The following is a 26,847-nucleotide window of genomic DNA, read 5'->3' on the forward strand; positions in this document are numbered from 1 at the left end:
ACTGTTGGATATTTCCCACATCAGCTGGTCGCCCAACTCGTTGTGAAGATCTGCTCCACCGTCTTGTCCGGCGCCTGCGGATCGACGTCGAAAATGTCCGAATGCGCCGTCCACATCACTAGGTCGTCAATGAAATCATCGTCCTGGTCGACGGTTGGCGCGGGCAGGGTGGCCAACGCCGTATCGAGCGCGTCGGGCGTCAGTTCGCCTCGTTGCGCGGCGAAGGCCGCTTCTTCTATGCCTTCGAACCAGGCATCGGCGTAAGCGAGCTTCAGCGGCACCTGGGAAAGCCGCGCGACGATGCTCAAGGGGAATTGCCGGCCGACCCTGTCGGCGCTTTGCACGATGATGCCTGCCGAGGCACCGAAAGAAGCCGGGCCCGTTAGAAAGCGCAGCGCCGTACTCTGCGGCCAGGCTGCCGAGCCCATCAGCGGGACAATATGCTGTGCCAGCCAGCGGTCCCAGACGCGCACAAAGTCTCCCGGCAGCCGCCGCGTGACGAAATCGCCGGTGGCGGGCATTTTGCCGTAAAAGCCGGGCAGGATCATATCTGCGGTGGACATGAGAATTTCTTGAACATCTCCAGATTGTAGGGGTTCTCGACGCTTGCCGCCTTGAGCTGGAAATCGGCGTACATGCCTTCCGTGCCCAGTCGCAGGCTGTAGACATCGGACAGCGAAGTGCCGGTGAAACGGCCGCTGCGCAGCATCCTCAGCCACGCCCAACTGCCGGTCTCGTTCAGCATGACTTCAGGCGAGCCGTCGATCGGCTGGAAGGCGAGCGAGATGACGCCGGTGCCGTCCTTGCCGGGCCAGGTCATCGGCTGCGGCCGGGTCGCGTTGTTATAGTAGACGAGGTTCTGACCATCGAGATTGAGCGTCACACGTGTGACGTTGGGAGACAGGTCCTTCGGTTCGAGCGTGAAGCTCATCACCGGGCCGGTGCCGCCTGGAAAGAGATCGTCGCGGATGCGCCTCGCCTGTTCGAACGCCGCCAGGGCCGCCGGGTCCAGGCCGAAGTCGGCGCGCCATTTCCACGGCTGGCTGGCGGTGTCGACATAGCTGATCAGGTGGTCGTTGATGAAGGCGTCGATCATTCCGGCCGGCCCGAACAGGCGGGCGAAATCGCGGACATTGACGTCCACGGCGCTTTCGGGGCTGAACGGATAGCGGTCGTTCAGCGCCGCCTGGCAGAACGGCAGGATGTCGGCGCGCCAGATGGCGTTGAGCTCCGAGGTGACCGCCTTCTGTGTCAGGCCGCTGGTGTCGCCGGCGATGCCGCCGAGCCAGTCGTCGATTGGATCGGGCAGGATCTGCGCTTGCCTGGCCACCGCTCCCGTCAGCTCGGCGAGGCCGCCCTGCTTCTTGATGGCGTCCTGAGGATCGGGATTGGCCGTGACCGTCTGCAGCACGTTCGAAAGTGCCGTCAGCGCCACCACCGCGGCGTCGAGTGCCGGCGGCTGGCCGTCAACTTCGGCGATTGCGCCCTTGAGCGGCTTGAAGTGTTCGGCCACCAGACTGCCGGTAAGGTCCACCTCGTCGGCGGAGCCTGCGCGTGGCAGCAGTTTTGCCCCTGTCTTCACGATTTTTCCCAGCTTCCCCAGCTTGCCGAGCAGTTTCGAGCCGCCCTTGGCCGCTGCCTTGTTATCGGCTGGTGCTTCATCGGATCGGGTAAGCTCGGTCTCCTGAACGATCGCCGTAAGCAGGCGTTTCAGCGCGGAATCGGCGCTCGAAAGATCCTTGAGGTTCTCGCCGGCGACGTTGAGGTCGGACAATGGCGCGAGCCTCATATCGCGCAGGAAACTGTCCCATTGCGCGATATAGTCCTCGTAGTAGAGCTTCAGAATATCCTCGGACAGCGCCGATACGGAGGTTTCGGCATTCTCCGAGCAGCCTCCGGCGAAGACCGCCCGGTCCAGCGCCGCCTGGGCGGCGACGTCCTCGACCCGGTCGAGAATCGCATCGTGGAAGCCGGAATAGGTGAACGCGCCCGAAATGCCGACGCGCAGCGTCTTGTCGGAACGCCGTGCAAAAACCTTGGCGCCGTTGGGACCGGCGAAATTCGCGGGGACCCATTCCTTGAGCCCGGCCACCGCCGGGTCGGCCAGTAACTGCCTGTAGGCACGTGCCGGCAACGATATCGTGCAAACGGTTTTCAGCGCCTCAGCAACCAGCGCCTGATCCGGGGCGGTGTAGCTGTCGTCGACCGCCATGCGACGGATCGCGGCAAGTTGGTGCTCTTCCGCGTCGCTGGTCGGAAAGGGCGCCGCCGGTGCGAATTCCGGCAAGTCATTGACCCACCAGTTCTGGACAAAATCGGCATCCATCTGCGACAGGCCCGTCATCATGCGATAAGTCTTCAGCGCCCCCAGCATGAAATCCGGATCGCGGATCTGCCGCCACATCGTCGCCTCGAGCAGAGCCACCATGTGCGGCTCGAGAATGTTGCGCAGAGCGTGGTCGTAAGTGTCGGCCTGCGCCCGCAGCAGCTCCGCCGAGGCCGATGGCCCCAGCACATCCTGGGCACTGCTCGGCGGCGCCGTTCGGGCATTTACGACCTCGGCCATCGCATTGAGCGCGCCATCGATGGCGGGCTGCTCTACCGATGCCGGACTTGCGGCTGCCGCGGTCAGTGGCGCCTGCAGCGCTTCGAATTGGCTCGCCTGCGCTGTGATCGCATTGCGGTTGTCAAAGTAGGACCAGGTGAACACAGCACCGGCCAACAAGGCCACGGCGGCACAGGCGGCGGCGGCGCCACGCCAGATCCAGGCGCGGCGGCGCTGCGCCAGCGGATCGAACGTCCCCAGGCCTGCTTCCCTAAATATGACCTCGGTCAGCAGATTCTTCAGGAAAAAACTGCGTTTTTCGACGCGCGGCGCCGGCATGGCCCGCCGCGGCGGAAGACCGAAGGATGAAGACAGCGCCGCGGTCAGCCGGTCGATAGGCGCGCCTTCTTGGGTCGCCGACGTCAGATAGAGGCCGCGCAGCCAGGCAGCTTCTTCGTACCGGCTTTCGCCGAACATCGCCTCGATCAGCACCTGGATTGGCTCGGACAGGCTTGCGAGTTGGGCGGGGAATCTGAAAATCTCGGCGCGGGCGGCGAGTTTGTCCTCGTCCTCCAGGCGCGGCACCAGCCGCCGCTCGAGTTCCGTCGCAAGGGTGGCGATTTCCCGCTCTATGGTCTTTGCGTCCACACGCGCATCCAGCGCGAAGGTCGTCCCCCATACCTGCTCGCGCGAGGCCGTCGACAGGCCACCGAAGAAAGCCTCGAAACCCTTGATCAGATCGGCCTTGGTCAGCATCAGATAGACCGGAAGGCGGATTTCAAGCCGGTCGTTGAGCTCTGCCAGCCGACGACGGATCTTGCGGCCATGAGCTTTGATGGCTTCGTCGCCCTCGGAAAGTACGTCGATCGACAACGCGACGATCACGCCGTTCAGCGCCCGGCGGCCGCGGTGCTTTTTCAAAAGGTCGAGGAAGCCCAGCCATTCCGCCGCATCGACGTCGGGCTGGCTCTCCTGCTGCACATAGCGGCCCGCCGTGTCGATCAGAACCGCGTTCTCAGAAAAGAACCAGTCGCAGTTGCGCGTGCCGCCAACTCCCTGCAGGTCGTCGGTGAGATCGATCGGAAAGTTCAGGCCGGACTGGCGCAAAGCCGTGGTCTTGCCTGTGGCCGGCGGCCCAACGATCACGTACCAGGGCATCTCGCGCAGGAACTTGCGTCCGCCCAGTTTGCGGCGCTTCAATTCGGCCATCACCTCGGCGAACTTGGCACCAACGGCGGCGACGTTCTCTTCGCCGGGGCTCAGCGGTTTCTCAACCGCCGGCGCTGCGATTTCGGCGACGAACATGCGATTGGCTCGGATCGCCCGGCGCTGGGCGACGATCAGCCAGATCAGCCAGAAGATGACCAGCAGCGCAATGATGACGATGCGCACATTTTCCGAGGCGAAGGGTTCGTAAGCACCGACCCTGACGATCGGGCCGAACACCCAGATAACCAGCGAGAGCAGCGCGATGCCGATCAGCGTCCAGAGCCAGCGCGATGTCAGAACCGCCCAGAGGAAGCGCAGGATGAACATCTCACAGCCTCTTTTCGACCAGCACCTCGACGCGACGGTTCAAGGCCCGCCCCGCGCGCGTGCTGTCGTCGGCCACTGGATCGGTAGCTGCACGTCCTTCGAAATGAATGCGGTCCTGCGGCACACCGTTCTGAACCAGCATGTCGGCAATCGTCGCTGCGCGCGCTTCCGACAGCCGCTGGTTGGTGGAAAGTGGATTGGACCTTTGCAAAGGAACACTGTCCGTATGGCCGACCACCGTGATGTTTCCGATCAGCTCCTGATTGGCCAGGATCACTTTCGCGATTGAACCGATCAGCGGTTCGAAGCCTTCCGTCAGTTTCGGCCGCGACGACTGGAACAGTTCGGGGTTGGAGGCCTGAATGATCAGCTTGGCCAGCGAAACGCTCTCGGTGCCGCTGAGCGCGGCTCTGAGATTCGCCGGCGCTCCGGCCTGAAATTCCGGCAACAGCGCGAAATCCACCGCCTCTGGGGGCGGCGCGTCGACCTGTGGCGACGTGCGGCTGATATCGCCGCGCGTGGGCGGCGGCAAGGCACGAACGAGCGCGGAAAGCTCGACCGCCTGACTGCTCAGTCCCATCGAAAGCCCGAGATGGATGGCAGTGGCGATAACCGCCGCACCGAGCGCCATCACCCAGATCGGAACGATGAAGCGCTGCGGCTCGTCGGATGCGATCACGCCTTTCCAGTTCGGCGACAGCGGCGCGCCGTCGGCATCGGCATCGCGCAAGAAGCGCGCCGCAGCAACGCGAACGGCATTGAGCGAGCGGTCGCCCGACCGGCCGGGCACACGATATTTGCCGCGAAAGCCGAGCGCCAGGCAGTGATACTGCAGCTCGAGCAGTTCGCGATCCCGATTCGGGTGGCGCTCCAGTTCGTCGAGACGCGTGAAGAACTGCGTGCCGGCATCGACATCGCCTCGAAGCATGACCACAAGCGGCTGGCGCGGCCATGCGCTGGCGCCGCCCCATGGCGTGTTCAAGGCCAGGTCGTCGAGCAACGCCGCCACCACCCAGGCTGCTTGGTCGGCGCGCTCCAGCGAGGATCCCGCCGACATTGCCGCGTCGCGTGCCCGAACCAGCTCATCGAGCAACCGGGTGCGCAGAGCTTCCGGGTTTTCCGGTGGCAGCGCGCTTTCCAGCTCGGGTGCGAACTCGAGCAGGGGCGCGAATGCGTTGACAAGTGTGTTGGGATGCGTACGCGACCGTTTCACCGGTGCGCCCGACAAGAGTGGCGTCATCGGTCGCGGCATCGGCGCGCCGGTCAGCCGGATGCGGGTACGTTCACGATCCTCCGACAGTCCGAAAGGATCATCCCGGCTCATGGTCTCACCTGTTTACCGAATAGCAGTCCACCTGCGGCTCGCTCGGCAGTACGCCCGACACGCCAATGACGAAGCCTGGGGCATCAAGCAGCGAGGCCCAGTGCTCGCTCTTCTGATCCAGCTCAAGGCATAGCCGATCGCCATCGTAGGGGATTTCGCGGGGCTGGGAATGAAGCGGTTTCAGCGGAATGCCGGGTAGACGGGATTTCCACAGGCCCTCGAACTGATCGGCCGAACCGACAGTCGCCTGGTTGACGAAAATCTTGCGCAAGGCGTCTTCCGACAGCTCGGAGCCGACCCGGATGACGATCCGGCTGGCCACCAGCAGCTTCGGGTTGTCGATGCGGATTTTCCAGACATTGGTCGAATGCCGCATGACGGGCAGCGCGCGTGATTTGGGCTCGATATAACGCAGGCTCAGGATGAGTGAGCGCAACGCGTCCGCCAGCGCCGAATATGCGGGGCCGGGCGCCATGTGGTCGTAGGCGGGCAACTCGCTCAGCCGTCGCGCGCTCGAGCCATAGGTCGCCATTGAACCCGCAAGGCCGGCAAGCTCCAGGTAAAGCTCGGCCGGATGGAAAACGTCTTGTGCCAGCATGTGGGCCAGTCGCGGACGCGCCGCATTGGCGAGATTGAGCATCAACAGGTCTTCGACGCTGCGTCCTGGCCCGCCCATGACCATTTTGCCATGCGCCTCGGCGATCTGGTCGAGGCCGGTAACAACCTCCAAAAGCAACTGCCGGTACCAGGCTACCGCTCCGGTAACCAGGGTCGGCGGCAGGAACGTCTCATCCAGGGAGACGCCGCCATCGGCTCGGACCCCTTTGATGTCGGCTATTGGCAGGGCGGTGTAGCCGCCAACCGATTTTCCGGGTGCAAGCAGCAGCGCCTGCGGACGGGCGATTTCGATTTCTTCAGGATCTGAACCGCCCTGGACGGCGTCGCGGACCGAAACGATCCGCCCATGATAGCGTGCGCCGGTGGATGCGGCATGCGCTGGGTCGAAGCCGACACCGCCAGCAGGCTCGAGCGGCAGTGCGACCAGCACCGGTCCGGCGCCCGTATCGGCGGTGACAGGCAGCGGTCGTGGCGCGTCCATCATGTCTGGGATGGAGAAGGGGGTTCCATCCGGAAAGATGCCCCGTGCGGACAGGATGGAGACCTGGCCGGCATCGAGCATTGCCTGGTCCAGCGTCAGTTGCTGAAAGCCGAACGTATGCAGTTGCCCGGCCTGCAACGCGCCGCGCACGGTCGCCTCGAAAAAACGATCCTGCTGCTGAAAATGCTGGGTCCGGAGAAACAGGCCTTCGGACCACAGCACCCTGTTTGCTTCGCTCATGCCGCTACTCTCTGCATTGAGCACCTCTTACCTTGGCCGCTAGGCGGAAATGCCGCCACTGCCAAGCGTGGCGTTGACGGTAAACTTCGATCCCGGCGACACCGACTTGGTTGTCCGCCAGTTCCGGCCGCCAGGCTCGCGGATGAGGGCGACGAAGCCCAGCGCAGCCGCGTCCGGCTCGACCGTGATGGTTTTGGATGCGGTCTTTCCCGGCCCGACGGATATCTGGTCGGATCCAATGAGATCGCCTGCGAGTGCGGAGCCGGCGTCCCCCTGCAGCGCGAAATAATCGGCCGAATTGAATTTACCGGTGCTGCGCAGCCGCATCACAAGGACCGTCACGGGCCGGTCGCCGCCACCTGGCCCCGGGTTCATACCGGCAGCGCCGGTCAGGTTGACCGTGATCGCCGATGGTTTTGGCGGACCGCTTTGGCAAGCCGCAAGCAGCCCCGTTGCGCCCAGGGCAACGATAAATTCGCGCCGATCGATCATTTTTCACTCCTCCTCATATGCGTCCCGAAAATCAGCGCCGATTTCGCCAAGGAAGCTCGATTCCGCGCTCTGGGCGATTTCACGATGGCGTTTCTGGTATAGCTCCCACAGCTTGGCGCTGCGCCCGCCCGAAAGCAGGGTGCCGATCGCAGAGCTCGATTTCAGCTCTTCCTCGATCGCTGACGGGTCAAAACGGTCAATCATCCGCCGCAAGGCGGACTGCACGCCTCGCCAGGCGCGCACGTGATGTTGCGCGAGATCGCGGATCGCGTCCGCGATTGCCGCGTCGCCGGCCAGAAATCCGGGGCTGCGCTCCGCGATAATGGTCACGATGGCGTCGTCGACCGTTGGCAGAAACTTGAGCGGATTGACTTCAGAGGCCCCAACCACCGTCTGCGCGACGCGAGCGTTTCCCTTTTCCTCGGCTCGCTTGCGCAGCAGCTGCATCAGGCCTTCCATCATGAGCCGATACTCGCGACCGAACTTCTCCATCTCCGCGACGCTGTCGCGTCCGGGAAAATCGGCCTCCTCAATGCCCATGCCACGCAAGAACGCGGTGCGAAGTGCGGTGTTCGCCTGTTGCGCCGCTGCCGGGGAGGCGGCGGGTTTGGGAGCAGCGCCCGCACGCGGCGGGGAGGGGATATCTGCCGCGTGGCCAGGCAAATCCCAGGGATTGGCCGGCTGCGGTCTTCCGGCGATGTGTTTGCGCTGATCGGTCGAGCCGGCGCCGTTTCTCAAATCGGGCGATGCAGCCGGCCCGAAACCGAAGTCATCGAATTCGGATGACTTTCCTGGACCAGCCTCGGTTTCACCGTTGCGGGAAGGCACCGGATCGAGGCTGAAGGGGTCTGCGGGGCCTGGCGCACCACGTGGTTCGGGGTAGGCGGCGCCTTTCGGCGCGGGCGTTGATACCGGGTCGAGGCTGAACGGGTCGTCGAAGGCGGGCGAACTGCGCTGGTTGGCCCGCTCAAACGCCCCTGGAACTGGCTGCTCGAACGGGTTCGGCAGATCGGCGGGACGCGGTCGCAGTGGCTCTTCTTCGACCGTGGCTGAAAAGAAGTCATCGCGGCCGATGCTTACCGGCGCTCGTGATGCCGACGCCGACCGTTCCGGGATCGATTGGCTGGCTGCCGGAGCTTGAGCGACCGGCGTCTGCAGATCGACGCATACGATGTAGTCCCCCAGTCTCAGCCGCATGCCGCTTTGAAGACGGACCGATGTGCCAGCGCCGAGCGGGCTGTCGGAGTCGTCTATGAACAATCCGCTGCTTGATGTGTCGGTGACGAAATATCCATCCCGCCCGCCGGTGATCCTGCAATGGGCGCGTGAAACGAACATGTCGGGATCGTCGATCTGCCAGCCTGCGTCCGCGCTGCGGCCGATCACCAGCTCACCCTCGTCCAGCCGGGTCTGCCGTACCGCCTGGGTGCGTGGCCCTTGCTCCAGCGTCAGCAGCAGACTCATGCCGCGACCCCCGTCATTTCCGGCCGCCATCCGACAATTGTCCGCAGCCGCATATCGTCAGCATCGCCCCTTTCAGCGGGCCGCGCAAGCCAGGTGGTTCGGCCGAGCTGTACCGCCCCGATACGGGGCTGCGGCACTGCTTCTCGCGCGAGCACGATCCGCAGATCGACGTCGAGCGATTCCCCCACCATGTCGCGAACGGCCTGTTTGAACATTTTCAGACGTTGACCGCCTGGCAGGAACGCCTTGAACTCCTCATACCCCAGCGGGCCGACGCGCAGTTCGATCCTGCTTTGGCGGCTGAAGACGCGCGGGCCGATCGTCGCCCCGCGGCCCAGCACTGCGAACGCCTGGGCAAGGCGGGTCTGGAGCGTCGCCGGTATGGTCATCCAGGTGGCAACGAACTCTTTGATCTGGACCGGCACTTTGAACGCTTCCGCCAGGAATAGCGTCAGCCGCTCCGGACCGTCGACCTGGCTGGCGAGCGATGCGGCCTGGCGAAGCTTCACAGCGTCGAGATCGGGATTGTGGGTGCCAGGAAGTCCGATTCCCGCCATGGCTTCAAGCATGGCCCTTACGCGGCCGCCGACCGCACGTTCGACCTGTACCGCCGGATGCGCATCCGCCCAGGCCCTATAGTACAGGGCGATCATGCGGTGCTGAAGAATATTGACGAAGTCCACGAACGTCGTGTCGCTGGTCTGCTGTGCGTCAGCGCCGGTGAACCAGCGCTGCGACAGACGATCGAGCACCCAGCGTGTCAAATGAAGCGGCATGGGGCCTTCCGGTCCCATCAGCCCGAGATTTGCAACCGTGACCCGGGCCGGCGCCCTGTCCTTCCCCGGCGTCTTGTCCGTGGCTTCGCGGAACTCAACCACGTCCTTGGCGGAAAAGCTAAGGCGCACATGCTGTCCGAGCCTCGCCGGCTCGCGATCCGCGTGGCCGGAATAGCCGAACAGCCCGCCCCTCCGTTCGAGTCGGCGCAACAGTTCGAAGAAGTCGAATGTATCAGACAGCCCTTCGACCCGGTCCAGGTCGAATTTTTCTAGATCAGGTAGCGATTGCCGGGCGTCATCGGCCATGGCACATCCTCCTGCTTCTGCAGCAGCCGCGTACGGGTCCGCACAAAGCCGTTTATTCCGGCGTGACGGGCAAACAGCCGTGCAAGCAAGGCTGAAAGCAGCAATGTGCTTTGCCCTGCCAGGACCGACTGGTCCACATGCAATGTCACTTCCGTGCCCCGTCCGAAGCACATCGGCCCATCGATCTGCAGCCGTTCGATGACAGACCGCGAGTCGACGCGAACGATCGAGTGCACGTTGCGGGCGAGGCTCGGATCTCCCCGGTCGGCATAAAGATCAAGCAGCGCATGCAGCGGATCGACACCGCGACCTTCCTTGGCAAGGCTGAGAAAGTTGAGCGCCAGCTGCGCCACCAGCCGCCAGGCGAGATTGTCGGCTCGGGATTCGCCTTCTGCGCCCGCGGGCAGGGCAGCCGGGATGGCCGGCTGGGGCGGGCGCAACGCACCGAGGAGCCGGACCGTTTCGACCGGGTCACCTGTCTCCAGCGTCAAGGTAGGAGTATCGTCGAGGATCGGCAGATCGCGGTTGGTGCAAAGCGCCATGATGTCGAGCCGCTTTAGCGGCCGGTTCGCCGGGCTTCCAACCGGCCGTGAAATCGATAGGAAAACGTCGTCTCCGGTGTATGAGGTGCGGGTCAAGCCGTCGCGCCGCTCATCTTCGGCGGCCCGGCGAGGGCGCCGTTCGGTGGAATAGACCCAGCCGCTGCTGCGGTTTTGCCCCAGGCTGAAGAGCTCCGGAATTTCGGCGTCGGTGCCCTCCGTGTCGGCGTCCTCGACGCGGGTCACCCGATAGATCTCGAAGTCCCGCGCCCGCGTGCGGTCGGCATGCAGCACGTTCCGCGTTCTGCGCGGATCAAGCTCGATGACGTTGCAGTCACGCTCGAAGAGGTTGATGATCGGCGTCGCAAAAAGTTCGAAATCCGCCGGTGTCACATCGGCGAGTTCGGGCACCGGACGCCGGAACATGAAGATGATCTCGATCCCGGCCTCGCATCTGCGCACGACCGATTGCAGTCCTGAGACCCGCACGTAGTGAAAGCGCTCGGGCATCATGAAATATTCGCGCAGCAGACGGTACCCTTCGAATGTCGGACGGGTACGAGGCATCAATGCCTCGTCGTCGCTGATGCCGACCATTTCGGGTTCCGGCAAAGGCGATAGCGGATTGGCCTTGCCCTCAGCCCGTGCACCAACGGCCGAGCATGCGCCGAAAATCGCGTCAAACAGCAACGGCGCCTTGGTGCGCCCGGCAAAATGGAGGTCAAGTCGGTCGAGCGCCAGTTCGTCGAGCTTGCCTTTTCCGGTCCGAGCCAGCGTGATACGCAGCGCCGCCTCGCCGCTCACGCCGCCGATCGGTGTTATGCCGGCCGCCGCCAACCCGCTGCGATCCTGGAAGTAGCTGACTGACGTGATCGTTATCGGCCACAGCGTCATGTCCTGCGCGGTGGTGAATGTGCAGCGCGTCGACAGGCCGGGTTGCAGGCTGGACACCAGCCGCGTGTTCCGCTTGACGACATGGCCGGCAACCATCGACTGGACCTGCTGGCCGGGTTTCAGCACTGCCATCGCCGTTGCCGGCGCCGGCGTAACCAGATCGGGATAGAGGACATCCAGGATGCTGCGTGAAAACCGCGAACGCTCGGCATCGACTTTCAACCGGGTGCGCGCAGCGAGGAAAGCCACGCCGTCAAGCAGCCGCTCGACATACGGATCCGGGCAGGGGACCGTATCCAGCGAAAGATTGCGTGCCACCGCCGGATGCATGTCGGCAAATTCCGCCGCGAGTCCGCGGATATGGGTCAGTTCCTCCTCGTAATATTCTACGAAGACCCGATCCATCTCAGCTTTCCCTAAATTCGGTCCGCGCCAAGCCGTTATCGAGATTGATTGTGGTGCGCAGGCGCATGCGTTCCGGCGTCGGCGTCATGATCAGCACAGCGTCTATCTCGATCTTCAGGCCCACCTTGTCACCAAGGGTCACCGTTACCTTTGTTGCGCTCTCCTTGAGACGTGGCTCGAACGTGGCAAGGACCGAGCGGATCTCGCGCGCCAGGGCCTCGCGATCAAAGTCGCGGGACGAACGGCCCGAGAAGGAAGGCACGCCGTAGTTGACGACGCTTCGGCGCACCTCCGGGAAGTCGGCCAGCGATGGCGGATTGTCTGCGGCCTGTTCATTTTCGAAATCGGAAAGAAGCGGAACAGCTTCGAAACGCTCGGTGTTGAATAAGGCCTCGATATCGCGCCGCACGGCCTCTCTGAGGACGCGAGCCGATACGACCACGCCGCGGCTTTCGATCTCCGCGCGGTGTCGGGTCTGAAAGACCAGGCGGTGCAGACGCCGCTTCTGATCGGACGTCAGCTCCACGTCGGCATCGATAAGCCGCGTGCTGCCCGCAAGGAGGGTGTCCAGCCGGTCCGCGCCAAGTTCGTCCTGTAAGGTCTGACGCAGCCCGTCGATCTCGGAAGTCACGCCCGGCAGGTCATTGACGAGGCGGTCCCAAAGAGAGGGCTGGACCGCCTCGCGCTTCGCTCGCGAACTGCCGGTGACCTGTAGCTTGTCGGCGCCGGGCCGCCGCGCCTCACTTGCCGACATAGACATCCATTTCGATTTCGTCATCCTTGTCATAGACGAACTTGATCTTCTTGTAGGCGAAGCTGACCTCCTCCTCGATCAGGTCTTCCTCGTCCTCGGCCTGCGACATGTCGTATTCCATGATCGAGGCGTCGGTCAGGGTAACGACCAGATAGTCGCTGGTCTCGCCATCGATGGTCCGGCGGGCGGAGAACACGACTTCGTCCAGCGCCTTGTTGTCGAACAGCGCCTTTTTCAGATAGGGCGAGGACTTGTCATAGTGCTTGGTGAACTTGATCATCCCCAAGGACACACGACCGCGGCGTGAAAGCGAATTCGGATCGTACGGCGCGATTATCTTGTAATCGACCCCATGGACTTCGATTTCATCCTCGTGGCCGTCTCGAACGCTTGGACCTTTGATATCCGGAACCTTTAGAAAACCATCAATTTTCACTGCCATTGTCTTTCTCCACCGCTTTTAAACAGAACAAGGTGTGGTTGCTGCGAATCAAGTCTTCACGGACGGTAGTTCCGACACCAGCCTGAGCGAGGCGTTGATGCCTTCCAGCTGGTAGTGCGGACGCAGATAGAAGCGGGCATTGTAATAGCCCGGCCGCCCCTCCACGCTGTCGACCTGGACCTCGGCCGCGGCAAGCGGGCGCTTGGCGCGCGCCTTGTCGTCGGCGAAGGCCGGGTTGGCCAGCACATAGCGGTTGATCCACTCGGTCAACCAGATCTGCATGTCGGAGCGTTCCTTGAACGACCCGATCTTGTCGCGCGCAATGGCCTTGAGGTAGTGCGCAAAGCGCGAAACCGGGAAAAGATAGGGCAGGTTGGCGCTCAGCCGTTCATTTGACTGGGCGTCGGGATCGACCAGCCGCCCGGCGCGCGTTTCGTCGTCCTGCAGCGAATGCGCACCGATAAAGGCCGCGAGATCGGTGTTCTTGCGGTGCAGGATGGGCATCAGGCCGAGCTTGGCCAGTTCCGCCTCGCGCCGGTCGTCGATGGCAACTTCCGTCGGGCATTTCATCGCGATCGATCCGTCGTCGGTGGGGAAGGAGTGCACCGGCAGGTTGATAACTGTGCCGCCGTTCTCGACGCCGCGGATCTGCGTCCCCCAGCCGTAGAGCTTGTGACTGCGATTTATGTTGACGCCCATCGGGAAGGCCGCGTTCATCCAGACATATTTGTTGTGATCGGCCTGCACCTCTTCCTCGAAAGTGAAGCCCTTCACCGGAACGGTTTCCGAGCCATACGGCAGTCGCGCCAGAACACGTGGCATGGTCAGGCCGATGTAACGCGCGTCCTCGCTCTCGCGCAGCGATTGCCACGAGGCATAGGCCGGGTTCGAGACGATCATCTGCAGGTCCTGCGGGTTCGGCAGTTCCTGCCAGCTGTCCATGCGGAACAGGCGTGGCGAGGCGGCCGCGATGAACGGCGTGTGGGCGGAGGCGCAGATGCCCGAGATGTTGCGCAACAGGCCGACGTCACGCGGATGGTTAGAGAATTCGTAGGCGCCGACCAGGCAGCCAATCGGCTCGCCACCCAGCATCGAATACTCGTCCGTATAGACTTTCTTGAAGATCGGGCTTTGATCCCACATCTGGCCTTCATAGTCTTCAAGCGTGTCGGCGAGCTGCTCCTTGGAAATATTCATCACCCGGATCTTCAGCTTCTGATCCGTCTCGGTGTTGTTGACGAGATACCAGAGGCCGCGCCATGTGCCTTCCATTTCGCGCACTTCCGGCGCATGCAGGATCTCGTTCACCTGCTCCGACAGCATCTTGTCTATGCCCGCGATCAGCGACTTGATTGACTTGATCGCGTTGGACGAGATGGTCGTGGTCTCGGAACGGGACTGCGCCGCGAGCGCAAGATTGCGCACGAGTTGCTGCAGCTTCTCGCTGTCGTCCTTCTTGACCTTGAAATCCTTCTCGAGGAGCCCGCTGAATTCTCCGAGGTCGATGGCTTCCGCCTCAGCGGCGACGGCTGCGGTTTTTTGTTGTTCGGCCATGATTTACTCCTGAACCTTGTCGTCGTCGGATAATGCCTGGTTGGCGATCTTGCCGAGAAGCGGCTCGTTGTTCAGAAGTTGCGCTATGCGCTTTTCGGCGTCGACACGGCCGTCCATGAAGCCGAGCAGTTCCTCGAGCTGACGACGCATCTTGAGGATTTCGGCCAATTGCGGAACTTGCTCGGCGATCTTGTCCGGCGCGAAATCACCCATTTTGGTGAAGGTGAGGTCAAGCGCCAGTTCCTCGTCCCGTTCGGCGCCTTCAGCCTGGGGTAGCGTATTCTTCACGCGGGCTTTCACGCGTGGCCCGAGTGCCTCCATGAACTTGGGGAAGCGGTTGGCGTCGGTCTCGACAAAGGCGCGGTCCAGCACCGATTTCGACGCTTCCCTGGTCTGTGAAGCGCCGGAAAGGTCGGCCATCACGCCCATGACAAACGGCAGTTCGATCGTTGTCGGGCTGCCGTAGGTCTCCACGTCATAGGCGATCTGCACGCGCGGCGCGCGATTTCGTTCGATGACCTTCGCTTTGCTTTCGGCTGCCATGGCTTGTTACCTTTCATCCTTCTGGGCCGTCTTCTTGGCATCGGGAACGCCGGCAAGAAGCCGGAATTCCTTCAGCCCCGAGGGGGCGAGATCTTCCATCAGTTCAACAAAATCCATATGCACCATCCGGCGCACACGCCGCGCGAGGTGCGGGATCGGGCTCGACGGTTCGGTGCGGTCATAGAAGGCCACGACGAGGTCGAGGCATTTCACGACGTCGTCGCGCGAGGAAATCCGATCAGGGAGCCCCGTGCTCGGTTCCGCGTAACTTGCCATGCTTGCCATAGGATCGGCTCCGTGACCGTTTCGAACAGGCGTTGCCGGTTCTGCAGGCGCGGAAACAGGCTTTGCGGCGCCATTCGCGGTGGCGCCGGCGGCCGAGTTTCGTTCGAGGGTTGTCAGCAAACGCTGCAGAAACCGTTTTAATTCCGGGACGGTGGCGCCGCTGCCCTCGATGCGGGCATTGAGGGCGGTCTCCACCACCTCGAGGGCCGCGATCGCGCCGCGCGCATCGGCGACGAGCGACGTCATCTCCGCGCTGGCCTGATCGATCTGTGCGACGCATGCGCTACGCACCCGGTTCACCAACTGGCTGTGCGCGCTCGCCAGAGCCGCCTTTTCGGTCGCGTTCAGTCCCGAGGCTGCTTCCTGAAGCATGACACGCTCGTCGAGCGCGCCCTTCTCCAGATCCTCGCCGAGGATCGGGCCGATTGCACGCGGCGCGAAAAACGTCATTTTCCGCAAATCCTTGAGCAGGCCATTCTGGCTATTCTGGAGGTCAGTCAGCGCATTGATGCGGCGCAGGGCGGCGTCGCGCGGGGTAGCACCGGATCGCAGGGCCGGGTGCATGGTTGCCCAATGCTGATCGAAGTTCTGCGCAATGAGGGTCAGACCCTCAGCCAGCCCGGCCAGCCGATACTCGTTGGCCAGAGCACGCGTAACTATGACGAGGAGGCGCAGGTCCCGGCCGTGTGGGCGCAGCTCTTCGGCCTTGGCGAGCACGGTAGGCCAGTCGATCGGAACATCAACTTCTGTGTTCTTGTTTCCTTGAAACTCGACCTTTTTCTGCTGTTCTGTCAGGCGCTCCAGCTCATGAAAGGCTGGATCATTGCGCAAATCCTCCCCTGACGGATTTTCACCGTCCAGCGGATTCAGCCAGAGTGCGAGATCAATCACACCAACCCCCAGCAAGCGGCCCCTGTGCCGTGCGTGACCCAACGTTAGCACACTGCGACACTTTACCACAATTTAGTTGCCGCTCAATCTTAATGGAAGCTTGCAAACCCGGCCCTGAGTCCGAAATCGGCGGCACAAATTGTCGAACCCTGAATGTGAATGCATCGCAAAGAGATGGGCATTCCATGGCTGTTTCGGCCGATGGCGTGGGCTTTTGCCGGGACGTGCGAAGTCGGCCTAATCGGGCACTCAGACGCCTGATCCATCACACGCTTTGTCAAGTCGCTGCTTATGTGGCAGTTTATTGACTGGCAGATCGCAGGAGCAAGTTCGATGGAACAGCGCCGGTCGTCGCAGAGCTTCAAACGCAAGGAACTGGTCGGCAAGCTGAATCCCGTCTGTTTGCGCGCCTTCAAGGCTGCGGCCGACACCGCCAAACTGCGCGGCAATCCCTACGTCGAGCTCGTTCATTTCGTCGAACAACTGGTGCTTTCCGAGCGCTCTGATGTTCAACTGATACTGGCAGACGCCGGGGTGGATGCGAGCAGGCTGACGGCCGATATGACCCGCGCCGTCGACAAGCTGCCTTATGGCGCCACTTCGATCGAGGAATTTTCCGATCACATCTTTCACGCCATCCAGGAGGCCTGGAGCCTGGCGGGGCTGGAATTCAGCGTCGAGGAAGTCCGCAGTGCGCATATTCTGCTCGCATGCCTGAAGACGCCGGTGCTGGAAGGCCTGCTGTCAAAGATCAGCGGCGAATTCGACAAGATCGATGCGGACGCGGTTATCGCGCGGTTCGCTGATGTGGTGGAGGGCTCACTCGAAGCTGGTGCCTCGACTGCGGTTCCCTCCGCCGAACCGTCGCGGCGGGCTCCGGGCGGGGATTCGGCGCTGGCCAAGTATGCGACCGACCTGACCCAACGCGCCCGCGACGGCAAGATCGATCCGGTCGTCGGGCGCGATCCGGAGATCAGGCAGATCGTCGATATCCTGATGCGACGCCGGCAAAACAACCCGATCCTGACCGGCGAGGCGGGGGTCGGCAAGACCGCCGTCGTCGAGGGCTTTGCCTTGCGCATCGCCGAGGGCGACGTGCCGCCCACGCTGCAGGGCGTCAGCGTGCGCATGCTCGATGTCGGTTTGATGCAGGCAGGCGCAAGCGTGAAGGGTGAATTCGAGAAAAGGCTGAAGGCGGTCATCGATGAGGTTCAATCCTCCGAAACGCCGGTCATCCTCTTCATTGACGAAGCTCACACCTTGATCGGCGCCGGCGGCGCGGCTGGCACCGGTGACGCGGCCAATCTGCTGAAGCCGGCGCTGGCGCGCGGCGAGCTTCGCACGATCGCCGCAACGACCTGGGCCGAATACAAGCAGCACATCGAGAAAGACCCTGCGCTGACTCGCCGTTTCCAGGTGGTCAAGATAGACGAGCCGTCGGAAGCGGTCGCCGTTCTCATGCTGCGTGGTGTGGCCGGTATCCTCGAGCAGCATCACAAGGTGCAGATACTCGATGAGGCGATCGAGGCGGCGGTCAGCCTGTCCCATCGCTACATCCCGGCGCGGCAACTGCCGGACAAGGCCGTGAGCCTTCTCGACACCGCCTGTGCCCGTGTCGCCATTTCGCAGCATGCCACCCCGGCCGAGGTGGAGGATATCATGCGCCGCCGCCAGGCGCTGGAGGTCGAGCGCGGCATCATCGGCCGCGAGGCAGCGATCGGCATCGACGTGGCCGACCGGCAGGCTCGGGTCGAAACAGGGCTCGCCGAGACCGAACTCACGCTTACCACCGCGCAGGAACGTTGGGATCGGGAAAAGGCGCTGGTTGGCGAGATACTCGAATTGCGCGCCAGACTGCGCGGCGAGGGTGTGTCGCTCGATGCTGTGGAGACCCCGGAAGCGGTCGCCGAAACAGCAGGCGCCGATGCGCCTGAGATCGAAACGTCTGCGATCGAAACACCTGGGATCGAAACGCCTGAGATCGAAACGCCTGACACCGATGCGGATGCAACGGCCACTGCCGGTCCCTCTCCACCCGACCCGGCTGCCGATCTCGTGCGGTTGCGGGAGTTGATGGCCGAACTGGCCGAAGCGCAGGGTGAGACGCCGCTGATCCTGCCGTCAGTCGACCGCAACGCCGTGGCTGCCGTGGTACAGGATTGGACCGGCATCCCGACAGGACGGATGCTGTCGAGCCAGACCGAAAAGGCGCTGCGGCTCGCCGCCACTCTGTCCGAACGCGTGGTCGGCCAGGATCATGCCATGGAGATGATCGCCAAGCGCGTGCAGACCAGCCGCGCCGGGCTCGGCGCGCCCGAAAAACCAGTGGGGGTTTTTCTGCTCTGCGGTCCTTCGGGCGTTGGTAAGACCGAAACCGCGCTGGCCTTGGCCGAGACGCTCTACGGCGGCGAGCAGAACCTCATCTCCATCAACATGTCCGAGTTCCAGGAGGCGCATACGGTCTCTACCTTGAAGGGCGCGCCGCCCGGATATGTCGGCTACGGCAAGGGCGGCATCCTGACCGAGGCGGTCCGGCGAAAGCCCTATTCGGTGATCCTGCTCGACGAGGTCGAAAAGGCGCATCCGGACGTGCACGAGATCTTCTTCCAGGTTTTCGACAAGGGGATGATGGACGACAGCGAGGGCCGGCGGATCGATTTCAAGAACACGCTGATCCTGCTCACCTCGAATGTCGGCTCCGAGGTCATCATGGACCGGACCGGGAACGGCACGGTACGAGCCGGGCTCGACGATCTGGATACCGCCTTGCGGCCACCGCTGTTGAAGGTTTTCCCCGCGGCTTTCCTTGGCCGGGTGGTGACCATTCCCTACTATCCGCTATCGGATTCGATGATCGAAGCCATTACCCGCCACCAGTTCGCCAAGATCGCCCGCCGGCTGCGCTTAAGCAACGATGCCGAGTTGGTGATCGGTGACGGTGTCATGGATCTGGTCAAGGCCCGCTGCACCGAGATCGAATCCGGCGGGCGGATGATCGACGCCATTTTGACAAACACGCTTCTGCCCGAATTGAGCCGCGGCGTGCTGAACCGGTCGCTCGAGGGCGAAAAGATGACGAAGGTGACTGTCGGAGCCTCCGAAGGAGGATTCACCTATTCCTTCGAATAGCCCAGGAGCAATTCTATAGCTCCAGTGGTCAAATCTGATGGAGTTGTCTTCGCAGTTGGGACGTCAAGCATTTGTTGCATTGAAACGACGCTGCCGGGTGCATGGTTGTCTTCGCGGTCGACATCGGTCGCCGCATGATGGAGCTTCGCGGGGCGAGCCTTCAATGTGGACGACGCACTTTGCTGAGACAGCGGTGCAACCCATCAGCGGAATGGCTCGGCTCACGTCCCGGCAGGACGCCTCAGACGTTCAGATTCTGAACGCTATGGATTTACGTTGTGGCTCCTACACTCGGATTTACAGGCCGCGCCCGAACACCAAACTAGCCGCGAAGCCTGAGGAACAAGTCTCGCGCATTGAACAGGTCAGAACGCACCAGCACGAAGAGGGCCGTGCCATAGACAGAGGCTCCAAGGACAATTGCGCTAATAAGGAGTGTCTCCTGGGCGGCGTGCTCAGGCGCGCTGCGTAGCCACGCGCTGACGGCGCCGAACATCAGGAGGGCGGCGAGAGCCAGTCGTGGGAAGATCTCAAGGGGTCTCAGCACGTCGATACGCGCGATGCGCTGGGCGTAGAAGAGGAAGATTGGTAGGAGGACCAGGCTGCAGGCTACGAGCGCCACCATCGTCATCTCAAGGCTGATCTGCGCAGTGACGGACAACAGCATCGTTGCGACAACAGAGTAAGCTATGTTCAACATCAGGATCAACCTGGAGTGACCCATTGCAAGGATTGTAAACGCGCAGAGGCTGTCAATAGTGCGTTGCAGGCCCAGCAGCATGAGAATCTGGACAGCGACGACCCCGCTGGCCCATTGCGGGCCGAAGATAAAGGGAACCGCGATCGGTGCGATCGCGGCAAATCCGATGAATGCAGGAAATCCCGCTATCCCGGCCATGCGGACGGTCGTGTTGAAGAAACGGTCGATCTTTTCGGGTTGATCTTGAATCCGTGCCACGGTGGGCATAGTGACAGCCATCAGCGGACTGAGGAATACTTGCACAAGAAGGTCGAGCGGACGACGGGCGAGAGCATAGATTCCGACCGCATGGGGGCCGAGGAACGTACCGAGCAAAACCTTTGGAATTTCCTCGTTCAAGAAATTCCAAAAAGTCTGGACGATAAGCGGGCCGCCAAATCCTAATAGGTCACGAACCTTTGCATAGGAGAAGGTAAGACCGGGTCGCCAAGAACTGCCAAGGAGAAGAACAGCGGTTTCCACAACCGCTTTTGCAAGGTGCATCCAAATCATGCTCCACACGCCGAAACCGGCTATTGCCAAGACGATGCCGAGTGTGCCGCCGACGAGGGTGCCGGCAATTGTACGCAACGCGAACAAGCGGAACTCGAGTTGGCGCTTCAACACAGCCGCAGGTACCGACGAGAGGGCCTGAATTACGACGACCACGCTGCTCCAGCGAATGAGATCTTCGAGAATGGGCTGTCCGAACGCTGCAGCAATCAAACCGGCAGACGTCCAGATGAGCCCGCTAATCACAGCGCCGGTGGCGGCGAGAAGCCAGAAGGCCGAGTCAAAGTGTGAGGACTCGATTTTAGGATGCTGGATGAGTGCCTCCGGTATTCCGATCGTCACCGGAACAGCAAAAATGACGGGTACAACCATGGAGAGGGCGGCGAGGCCGAATGCTTCAGGTCCGAGATGCCTGGCTAATACGACAAAAACGGCAAACATGGCTGCTTGCCGACCCCATGTTTCGACTGCTGCCCAGGCTGCGCCGCTGACAATCTTCGCGCCGATCGATGTCATCGCACGTCTCTTTGCCCGTTGGCATACAGGCCTGCGACTTTCGATCGCGCAGCCAAGGCTTTCCGCCTTCGTCCCACGGCTGCGCCGCTAGCGATCTGGCTTGGTCTACGTGAATAAAAAGGAGAGCCGTCGACCTCTCTCCAGCTATCGTCTGTCGAGTTGGAACCTCGCGAACGCAGAGCAGTCGCGGGCCACGGACAGCGTTTAGCGTGCTTGCTCGTCATTCTATTCCACCACCCACAAGCACCCATGGCTGAGGATACTGTGGTTGGAGAGGAAGGGTGGCTGCATCCAGTTCTTATTGGTCATAGGCAGCTCCTCTGGAGATCCTCTTTCTAGCGCAATCAAATGAGGCGGTGTTACGGCTGATATCCCGATGTCATCGCCGCAGGCGCGTTGCTGGGGTTGGAATTCGTTCGAGTGCATCGTGCCAGACCTTACGCCGGAGCGTGGGAACGTAAACGTCCCCAAACGGCGTATGTCTGTTTGGTGCAGCCTGATTACCGATTGACCATCCCGCGTTCCGCACGCCCATCCGCGCGGGCGATCAAGAAGCGGGCTTGGCAGCTGTCTCTTGCCGTGCTGGCCTAACAACAAGCTGCTCGGTCCGCTTGGCGGTGACCTTCCAGCTATATTCCCGCTCGACCCTCTCTTTGAGCGCACGCCAGTCACGCAGCGTGGCGTTTCACATCCCCGGGCTGCGCCGTGGACCGTCAAGCTGCCGTTCAAGGAATGTAATCCCTGAACCAGCGCTTGATGTACTCGCCCTCTGATCCGAGCGCGATGGCCTGTAGCGGTCGTAGTGCATCATGATGTGCCACAGGATCGGCATCGAAGACCGATCTCGACCATCGGCTTGGGACAGCTCTCTGTTTCGTCGGCCAGCCGCGGCCCAAATCCTGCGCGAGGATACCCACGTTCATAAGCCTTTCCCACCAGCAAACACGGGTCTCGAACGCCCGTGAGTTCTGTTACCATGGGCGATCGGCGTTCAACGACGCGAGCGAACGGATGATGGAAGCGCACCGATGTGGACCTTTAGACGGACCTTCAGCACCATGCTTGACAATCAATTGCGGCTGCGACTTAGGCCGTTTGAGGCAGGCGACTGGTCGGCGTCTGCTGTCATTGTTGCGCCCCATCCGGATGACGAGACGCTGGGTTGCGGTGGCGTTGCGGCCAAAAAGATTGCCTCGGGCGCCCAGGTCCGTTTTGTTTTCGTCACCGATGGCGCCGCGTCTCATCGCCACCTTATGCATCCTGAAACCTTGCGGGCGACACGCGAGGCCGAAGCCATAGAAGCAGTTCGTCGTCTGGGCGCATCATCCGAAAGTGTTACATTCTTACGCCTTCCAGACGGGGCGGCCAATCATCACCTTCATGAGATAACAGATGCGGTCGTGTCGAGGCTCAACTCATGGCGGCCGCAGAGCGTTTTCGTGAACCATGCAAAGGATCCGACTTCCGATCATGTCGCCGTCAATGCAGCAGTTCGCGCGGCGCTTCGTGCCTATCGTCGCCCTGTCACGGTATTCGAGTATCCAGTCTGGTATTGGTACCATTGGCCATGGACAAGTCTGTGGGGCGATTTGCCGAATATGTGGCGTGTTACTTTGCGGCAGACGATCAAGACGGCGGCAGGGCTGCGGGCGCCGTTCACGCTCAATAGCCTCGCCTATGTTGGCGATGTTATCGACGTAAAGCGTGAAGCGCTGGCGGCGCATGCGTCGCAGATGCAGCGCCTGGAGAACCAAGATGAATGGCGGACGCTGTCGGACTTGTCGGGGGAGATTTCGTCGGGCGGTTGCTGGCCGACTACGAAATGTTCACACGCTACGAAATCAATATTTAGCATGTGTGGCCGCCTGATCGCGGTCGTTATGATCGGGTGCACCCTCGCAAGCTGCGACGCCGCTCAGGGACAGGGACCTCCCGAAGAAATTCTAGAGTCGGGTCTTGTTTTTGAACGCAAAGAAATTGCCCCCTATTCAGGAGACGTAAAGCTTGTTGGCGATATAGACGGCGATAATCGACTGGATTTCGTTCTTGGCGGCTTCCCCGAGGATGCGATGTCTTGGTGGCGGTGGCCCGATCTGGTCCGCACCGTAATCGCGAGGCCCCACGTCGAGTTCACCACCGACGGCGTGCTTGCCGACATCGATGGGGACGGTGATCCCGACATCGTCACGGCCGATGGGCCCGATGCTGTCAATCTCGTCTGGTTCGAGAACCCGCGGCCGAATGATAACCCGACCCACGGTACCAGCTGGAAGCGTCGGGAAATCGGTGCAGTCGGCGGCTGGGGCAAAGACATCAAGGCGGCCGATTTCGACGGGGACGGCCTCGTTGATATCGTCGTTCGGGCGCCTGGCGAAGTGATGATTTTCTTCCAAGAAAGCCCCAGCTCCTGGACCCGCGTGGGCTTGTTCTCCTTCAACTTAGGCGAAGAGGGAATGGCAATCGGGGATATTGACGGCGATGCTGATGTCGATCTCGTCCTGCACGGAGTATGGGCGTCGAATCCAGGCGCAGCGGCAGCACGCGATCCAGCACTATGGCGCAGCTACGAGCTTGGTCCGTTCAATCCTGCATTCAAGGCGCTCGTCACCGACCTTGACCAGGACGGCCGCGCCGACATTCTGACTTCAAGTTCCGAGCACACTGACGACGTCGCCTGGTTCCAGCCCCTCGCCGGACCGACGGGCCGCTGGATCCGCCATGTCATTCAGCCATCTGTCGCGGGCGCCCATACGCTGCAGGCAGCCGACATGGACGGAGACGGAGACAACGATGTCGTGGTTGGGCAGATGCATACGACCGAGGAGCGCAAACTCGCGATCCATTACAATATCGACGGGCAAGGAACGCGCTGGGCCCGTCAAGTGATCGACGATGTGGGTCTCCACAACGGCGTCGTCGCCGATGTCGACAGGGACGGCGATTTCGACATCTATGGGGCGAACTGGGTGGGCAACCCGCCCGTCAGAGTTTGGATCAATCGGCTGGATCCGCCTGCATCGGTCCGAATCGACCGCTGGACCTATCATCGCATAACGAACGGGCATGTCCGCTCCTTTGGGCTCGCTTTTTCCGACATGGATGGTGATGGTCGCACAGACATCATCTCGGGTCCGTTCTGGTACCGTCAACCGTCCGAAGCCTGGAGCACACAATGGCAACGGACCCGGCTTGCTGAGGGTGTGGACGCGGTCGCAGCCCTGGATCTCGATGGCGATGGGCGCGGGGAGGTCATAGCACAGCGAGGCGGAGGCAGGGCGCTGCACCTGGTGTGGCTCCATGCCGAGGACATCGAGGCGCACCGCTTTGAAGTGCACGGGATCGGAGAGGTTCCCGCCGCCAGTCATGAGCTCGGCTCTCAGGGCCATGCGCTAGCCCAGATCGTAAAAGGTGGGAAGCCGGAGCTGGCGGTCTCGAGCGGCGGTGGGGTTTTCTATTTCAAGATTCCTGACGATCCAACAGTCGAGCCATGGCCGCGCACCCGCATCTGCGTCGAAGCGTCTGATGAAGGGATCGCATTCGCCGATATCGATGGCGACGGTCTACTTGACCTTGTCGCCACGACCGGCGATGCAAAGACGGCCGCATGGTGGCGCAATCCAGGTGACGGCTCGCCAGACTGGGAGCTTCGGCATGTTGGAAAAGTTCCTGAAATGGTCTATCCCGACCGCGTGGCTGCCGCCGATCTTGATGGCGATGGACGTGCGGACATCGTCGTGACCGAGGAAAATGGCAAAGCCGACAGCGCTAAGGCGTATTGGTGGCACAACCCCGGCGACAGCTCCTCCGACTGGGAGCAACACGAAATCACCTCGCGCGGTTCCCTTAATAGCCTTTCAGTGTCCGATATGACTGGGGACGGCAGGGCGGATCTTATCATCGGCGAGCATCGCGGCACACTTCGCCTCTCAAGCTGGCATAATCTGGGTGGGGACGGTTCATCGAGCAGCTGGTCGGCGAAGGGATGGAAAGCCATCTGGGAGCAAGGACGGTCGACCTTGACGGTGACGGGGATCTCGACATCGTGTCGATCGCATGGGACGCATTCGAAGCCATCCATGTCTGGCGCAATGACGCGGTCGGCGAGGATGCTGATGGCGACCAAAAGGTCCGCTGACGGGGAGGGCTGAGCATCGGCCGGCGCGCCGCATGAACTGTAGCGACCTCGTCCGGCACCACCTGTTTACACCGCTGCGCGGGCGCTCGTGCATCGACGCTCAAGTCCGGGAAAATTCGCTGCGCTGAACGAATTCAACCGCTCGACGTATTAAACCATTCGACATTGTCGATGGCAGGTTGACCAAGCCAGTGCGCAAGCCGGGCCGCTCATGCCTTTATGACGTTGTCGGTGCGTGACTGACTACGCGCACAAGCATTTCTCGTATCGAGTACCAGCTTTGCGTGCTTGGTGATGTTCTGCCAATCAATCGCATCATGGTCTGTCGAGATGACAACGGCATCATACGATGCCAAACTGCTAGCGCAGATATCCACAGAGCGGCGACCTGCCAGGGTGGCGTACTCTCTTGTTCCGGGTATTTCCGGTACATAGGGGTCGTGGTAATCAACGACTGCCCCGCGTCGCTCCATGATGTCGATCAGCTTCAACGATGGGCTTTCTCGTGTGTCACCCACGTTTTTCTTGTAGGACATCCCGATCACCAGGATCCGCGAACCGCTCAGGCCGCGGCTGGCTCGTTGGTCCAAGGCCTCCGCAAGGCGGGCAACCACATAATGCGGCATGTTCGTGTTGATTTCACCGGCAAGTTCGATGAAGCGCGTTGTTATTTCGTACTCTCTTGCCTTCCAGGTCAGGTAGAATGGGTCGATCGGGATGCAGTGCCCGCCGAGGCCTGGGCCTGGATAAAACGCCATATATCCGAACGGCTTGGTCTTGGCAGCTTCGATCACCTCCCAGACGTCGATGCCCATCCTGTCAAAAATCACCTTTAGCTCATTGACCAACGCAATGTTCACAGAGCGAAATATGTTCTCGGTCAGCTTCACAGCCTCTGCCGTTGCGGTGGAGGCAACGGGAACGGTTTGCACGATGATCTGGTCGTACAGTTCCTTGGCAACCTGTAGGGACGATGGGTCGTCGGCGCCTATCACCTTTGCAACCGTGGCGGTGGTGTGGACATCGTTGCCTGGGTCCACCCGTTCGGGCGAAAAGGCGAGAAAAAAGTCCTTTCCTAAAGAAAGATTCGTCGCCTCGAGCAGCGGCTGCACGACCTCTCGCGTCGTTCCTGGCCAGGTCGTCGACTCCAGAACGACAAGTTGACCAGGGCGCAGCCGCTCCGCGATCGCACGTGCGCTGTTTTCGACGAACGACAGGTTCGGCTCCCGGTTTTTGGTAAGCGGCGTTGGCACCGCTATCAAGATCGCGTCGGGTTCGCCTAGGTCGGCGAAATCGCTGGTGGCGCGAAACCGCTTGCTGTCGACAGCCACTTTGATGGCAGCACCAGGCAAATGATCTATGCCGGTTTCTCCGCGGTTAAGAAGTGCAACCCGAGACGCGTCGATGTCGAAACCGATGACTTTGAACCCGGCGTCCAGCGAGATCATGGCGAGCGGCAAACCAACGTAGCCGAGGCCCATGATGCCAATGGTGTAGTCCCGCGTTCGGATGCGGTTAACCAGTTCCTGAAGGTCTGGAGCAGTCTGCATGAGATGCTGGCAACTTTCGCTTCAATGTCGACAATAAAGGATTGCCTCAATTACCGCGGGGAAGCAGTTCACAGCAATCAGCAAAATGTATGCGCTTAGCCAGCCCCAGAGCTGAAAATAGCATGGGTTGCACCATTGGGAGAACAGCCGAAGTGCTTACCCCAAGCCACGTTGTC

The 26,847-nt window shown here is 61.7% G+C and carries 17 protein-coding genes; 2 read left to right on the plus strand and 15 right to left on the minus strand.

Annotated features, from left to right (window positions below; translation table 11 throughout):
* Nucleotides 1-20: 20 nt before the first annotated feature.
* The 13 genes from tagF to tssA are packed head-to-tail and all read right to left on the minus strand — an operon-like array spanning nucleotide 21 to nucleotide 16,089.
* Nucleotides 21-548, minus strand: coding sequence for a type VI secretion system-associated protein TagF (gene tagF, locus EJ066_RS17690; RefSeq protein ID WP_126040116.1), 528 nt, complete (start codon nucleotides 546-548; stop codon nucleotides 21-23).
* Nucleotides 545-4,081, minus strand: a complete 3,537-nt coding sequence (gene tssM / locus EJ066_RS17695) for a type VI secretion system membrane subunit TssM (RefSeq protein ID WP_126040118.1) — start codon at nucleotides 4,079-4,081, stop codon at nucleotides 545-547. The genes tagF and tssM overlap by 4 nt, the downstream gene beginning before the upstream one ends.
* A gap of 1 nt (nucleotide 4,082) precedes the next feature.
* A complete protein-coding gene (icmH, locus tag EJ066_RS17700) occupies nucleotides 4,083-5,405 on the minus strand; it encodes a type IVB secretion system protein IcmH/DotU (RefSeq protein ID WP_126040120.1) in 1,323 nt (440 codons plus the stop codon).
* A 4-nt stretch (nucleotides 5,406-5,409) separates the two neighbouring features.
* Nucleotides 5,410-6,744, minus strand: coding sequence for a type VI secretion system baseplate subunit TssK (tssK, locus tag EJ066_RS17705; RefSeq protein WP_126040122.1), 1,335 nt, complete (start codon nucleotides 6,742-6,744; stop codon nucleotides 5,410-5,412).
* A gap of 39 nt (nucleotides 6,745-6,783) precedes the next feature.
* The gene (tssJ, locus tag EJ066_RS17710) at nucleotides 6,784-7,236 is read right to left on the minus strand and encodes a type VI secretion system lipoprotein TssJ (protein ID WP_126040124.1); all 453 of its coding nucleotides are present in this window, start codon (nucleotides 7,234-7,236) and stop codon (nucleotides 6,784-6,786) included.
* Between the two features lie 3 nt (nucleotides 7,237-7,239).
* Nucleotides 7,240-8,700 (minus strand): type VI secretion system-associated FHA domain protein TagH, encoded by a 1,461-nt coding sequence (tagH, locus tag EJ066_RS17715; RefSeq protein WP_126040126.1) that lies wholly within the window; start codon nucleotides 8,698-8,700, stop codon nucleotides 7,240-7,242.
* The gene (tssG, locus tag EJ066_RS17720; RefSeq protein WP_126040128.1) at nucleotides 8,697-9,782 is read right to left on the minus strand and encodes a type VI secretion system baseplate subunit TssG; all 1,086 of its coding nucleotides are present in this window, start codon (nucleotides 9,780-9,782) and stop codon (nucleotides 8,697-8,699) included. The genes tagH and tssG overlap by 4 nt, the downstream gene beginning before the upstream one ends.
* Nucleotides 9,746-11,620, minus strand: coding sequence for a type VI secretion system baseplate subunit TssF (tssF, locus tag EJ066_RS17725; protein WP_126040130.1), 1,875 nt, complete (start codon nucleotides 11,618-11,620; stop codon nucleotides 9,746-9,748). Before tssF ends, tssG begins: the two co-directional genes overlap by 37 nt.
* A gap of 1 nt (nucleotide 11,621) precedes the next feature.
* Entirely contained in the window at nucleotides 11,622-12,374 is a 753-nt protein-coding gene (gene tssE / locus EJ066_RS17730) for a type VI secretion system baseplate subunit TssE (RefSeq protein WP_126043940.1), read from the minus strand.
* The gene (tssD, locus tag EJ066_RS17735; protein ID WP_126040132.1) at nucleotides 12,361-12,816 is read right to left on the minus strand and encodes a type VI secretion system tube protein TssD; all 456 of its coding nucleotides are present in this window, start codon (nucleotides 12,814-12,816) and stop codon (nucleotides 12,361-12,363) included. Before tssD ends, tssE begins: the two co-directional genes overlap by 14 nt.
* A 48-nt stretch (nucleotides 12,817-12,864) precedes the next feature.
* Complete coding sequence (gene tssC / locus EJ066_RS17740) at nucleotides 12,865-14,370, minus strand: type VI secretion system contractile sheath large subunit (RefSeq protein ID WP_126040134.1); 1,506 nt, start codon at nucleotides 14,368-14,370, stop codon at nucleotides 12,865-12,867.
* Nucleotides 14,371-14,373: 3 nt separating this feature from the next.
* Nucleotides 14,374-14,913 carry a type VI secretion system contractile sheath small subunit gene (gene tssB / locus EJ066_RS17745; RefSeq protein ID WP_123149512.1) on the minus strand — a complete coding sequence of 180 codons (540 nt, stop codon included), beginning with the start codon at nucleotides 14,911-14,913 and terminating at the stop codon, nucleotides 14,374-14,376.
* Nucleotides 14,914-14,919: 6 nt separating this feature from the next.
* Nucleotides 14,920-16,089 (minus strand): type VI secretion system protein TssA, encoded by a 1,170-nt coding sequence (gene tssA / locus EJ066_RS17750; RefSeq protein WP_126040136.1) that lies wholly within the window; start codon nucleotides 16,087-16,089, stop codon nucleotides 14,920-14,922.
* A gap of 333 nt (nucleotides 16,090-16,422) precedes the next feature.
* On the opposite strand from tssA, the gene tssH reads away from it, so the two are divergent.
* Nucleotides 16,423-19,218, plus strand: a complete 2,796-nt coding sequence (gene tssH / locus EJ066_RS17755) for a type VI secretion system ATPase TssH (RefSeq protein ID WP_126040139.1) — start codon at nucleotides 16,423-16,425, stop codon at nucleotides 19,216-19,218.
* Between the two features lie 322 nt (nucleotides 19,219-19,540).
* Here tssH and EJ066_RS17760 read toward each other — a convergent pair whose 3' ends face one another.
* Entirely contained in the window at nucleotides 19,541-20,986 is a 1,446-nt protein-coding gene (locus EJ066_RS17760) for a lipopolysaccharide biosynthesis protein (protein WP_126040141.1), read from the minus strand.
* A gap of 1,058 nt (nucleotides 20,987-22,044) precedes the next feature.
* Between EJ066_RS17760 and EJ066_RS17775 the strand changes: the two genes are divergently transcribed.
* Entirely contained in the window at nucleotides 22,045-25,134 is a 3,090-nt protein-coding gene (locus EJ066_RS17775) for an FG-GAP-like repeat-containing protein (protein ID WP_245454931.1), read from the plus strand.
* Between the two features lie 196 nt (nucleotides 25,135-25,330).
* Here EJ066_RS17775 and EJ066_RS17780 read toward each other — a convergent pair whose 3' ends face one another.
* Nucleotides 25,331-26,671, minus strand: a complete 1,341-nt coding sequence (locus tag EJ066_RS17780; protein ID WP_126040143.1) for a nucleotide sugar dehydrogenase — start codon at nucleotides 26,669-26,671, stop codon at nucleotides 25,331-25,333.
* Nucleotides 26,672-26,847: the final 176 nt, after the last annotated feature.

The organism is Mesorhizobium sp. M9A.F.Ca.ET.002.03.1.2 (assembly GCF_003952365.1).
Taxonomy (GTDB): Bacteria; Pseudomonadota; Alphaproteobacteria; order Rhizobiales; family Rhizobiaceae; genus Mesorhizobium.

Bases quoted from the DNA above. Each gene is read 5' to 3' on its own strand.
- tssE (WP_126043940.1), bottom strand. From the start codon at position 12,374: ATGTCGGCAAGTGAGGCGCGGCGGCCCGGCGCCGACAAGCTACAGGTC.
- tssD (WP_126040132.1), bottom strand. From the start codon at position 12,816: ATGGCAGTGAAAATTGATGGTTTTCTAAAGGTTCCGGATATCAAAGGT.
- tssM (WP_126040118.1), bottom strand. From the start codon at position 4,081: ATGTTCATCCTGCGCTTCCTCTGGGCGGTTCTGACATCGCGCTGGCTC.
- icmH (WP_126040120.1), bottom strand. From the start codon at position 5,405: ATGAGCCGGGATGATCCTTTCGGACTGTCGGAGGATCGTGAACGTACC.
- EJ066_RS17760 (WP_126040141.1), bottom strand. From the start codon at position 20,986: ATGACATCGATCGGCGCGAAGATTGTCAGCGGCGCAGCCTGGGCAGCA.
- tagH (WP_126040126.1), bottom strand. From the start codon at position 8,700: ATGAGTCTGCTGCTGACGCTGGAGCAAGGGCCACGCACCCAGGCGGTA.
- EJ066_RS17775 (WP_245454931.1), top strand. From the start codon at position 22,045: ATGCTTGACAATCAATTGCGGCTGCGACTTAGGCCGTTTGAGGCAGGC.
- tssB (WP_123149512.1), bottom strand. From the start codon at position 14,913: ATGGCAGCCGAAAGCAAAGCGAAGGTCATCGAACGAAATCGCGCGCCG.
- tssH (WP_126040139.1), top strand. From the start codon at position 16,423: ATGGAACAGCGCCGGTCGTCGCAGAGCTTCAAACGCAAGGAACTGGTC.
- tssJ (WP_126040124.1), bottom strand. From the start codon at position 7,236: ATGATCGATCGGCGCGAATTTATCGTTGCCCTGGGCGCAACGGGGCTG.
- tssF (WP_126040130.1), bottom strand. From the start codon at position 11,620: ATGGATCGGGTCTTCGTAGAATATTACGAGGAGGAACTGACCCATATC.
- tssK (WP_126040122.1), bottom strand. From the start codon at position 6,744: ATGAGCGAAGCAAACAGGGTGCTGTGGTCCGAAGGCCTGTTTCTCCGG.
- tssC (WP_126040134.1), bottom strand. From the start codon at position 14,370: ATGGCCGAACAACAAAAAACCGCAGCCGTCGCCGCTGAGGCGGAAGCC.
- EJ066_RS17780 (WP_126040143.1), bottom strand. From the start codon at position 26,671: ATGCAGACTGCTCCAGACCTTCAGGAACTGGTTAACCGCATCCGAACG.
- tagF (WP_126040116.1), bottom strand. From the start codon at position 548: ATGATCCTGCCCGGCTTTTACGGCAAAATGCCCGCCACCGGCGATTTC.
- tssG (WP_126040128.1), bottom strand. From the start codon at position 9,782: ATGGCCGATGACGCCCGGCAATCGCTACCTGATCTAGAAAAATTCGAC.